General features: G+C 31.1%; 2 protein-coding genes. Both read left to right on the top strand.

Translation table 11 applies throughout. From position 1 onward, the window contains the following. Positions 1 to 707, top strand: a 707-nt coding sequence (locus tag ACTG3S_RS11840) for a YicC family protein (RefSeq protein ID WP_439129558.1), incomplete at its 5' end; no start/stop codon positions are given. Between the two features lie 73 nt (positions 708 to 780). Beyond that, positions 781 to 1,023: guanylate kinase (locus ACTG3S_RS11835; protein WP_439129557.1), on the top strand; the 243-nt coding region annotated here is incomplete at its 3' end.

The raw sequence follows: 1,023 nt of genomic DNA, 5'->3' as shown, positions 1-1,023 counted from the left end.
CAAAAGCCTTAGTACGTGGTAAAGTAGACTTTTCCATTTTTGTAGAAATGACTGCAGATGAAACCTCTACAACCATTAATCATGGTGTTGTAAAAGAATATATGCAACAACTTAGAAATGTGGTACAAACAGGGAATTCTAGCGATGTTGAATTACTAAAAATGGCTGTAAAAATGCCAGATGCCCTAAAAACAGAACGCGAAGAATTAGATGAAAATGAATGGGCAGCAATAGAAAAAGCTATTGAAATTGCCACAAAAGAAATTGTACAATATAGAATTGATGAAGCCGCATCTTTAGAAATAGATTTTAAAGAAAGAATCGCCAACATTAAAAAGTATTTAGAAGAAGTAAAAGCCTTAGATGGTGACAGAGTAGAAAATGTAAAAACCCGTTTGCAAAAAGCCATAGACGATTTAAAAGTTGATACCGACGAAAACAGATTTGAACAAGAATTGATTTATTATTTAGAAAAACTAGATATAAATGAAGAAAAAGTACGTTTGGCAAACCATTTAGACTACTTTTTAGAAACCTTGGCAACACCAGATTCTAATGGTAAAAAACTAGGATTTATTGTACAAGAAATGGGTAGAGAAATTAACACAACAGGTTCTAAAGCCAATTTTGCACCCATGCAAAAAGCAGTGATTCAAATGAAAAACGAGCTAGAGCAAATTAAAGAACAGATTCTGAATGTGCTTTAATTGGTTTTTAGTTGATGGTTTTTAGTTTGTAGTTAAATCCATCAACAAAAAACGAATACCAAAAAACTAAATTATGTCAGATTTTAAAGGAAAATTATTCGTATTCTCAGCACCTTCAGGTTCAGGTAAAACTACTATTGTGCGCCATTTACTGGCACAAGAAAAATTTAATTTAGCTTTTTCTATTTCTGCAACTTCTAGAGATCCAAGAGGTTTTGAAAAAGATGGTGTAGATTATTATTTTATCGATTTAAAAGATTTTAAAAATAAAATTAGAAATGATGAATTTTTAGAATGGGAAGAAGTCTACAGAGAC

Origin of the sequence: Polaribacter sp., assembly GCF_965656025.1 — a bacterium.
In the GTDB taxonomy this organism is placed as follows: Bacteria; Bacteroidota; Bacteroidia; order Flavobacteriales; family Flavobacteriaceae; genus Polaribacter.
Note: the sequence above shows the minus strand (reverse complement) of the source record. Positions and strands in the feature narration are given on the sequence as shown.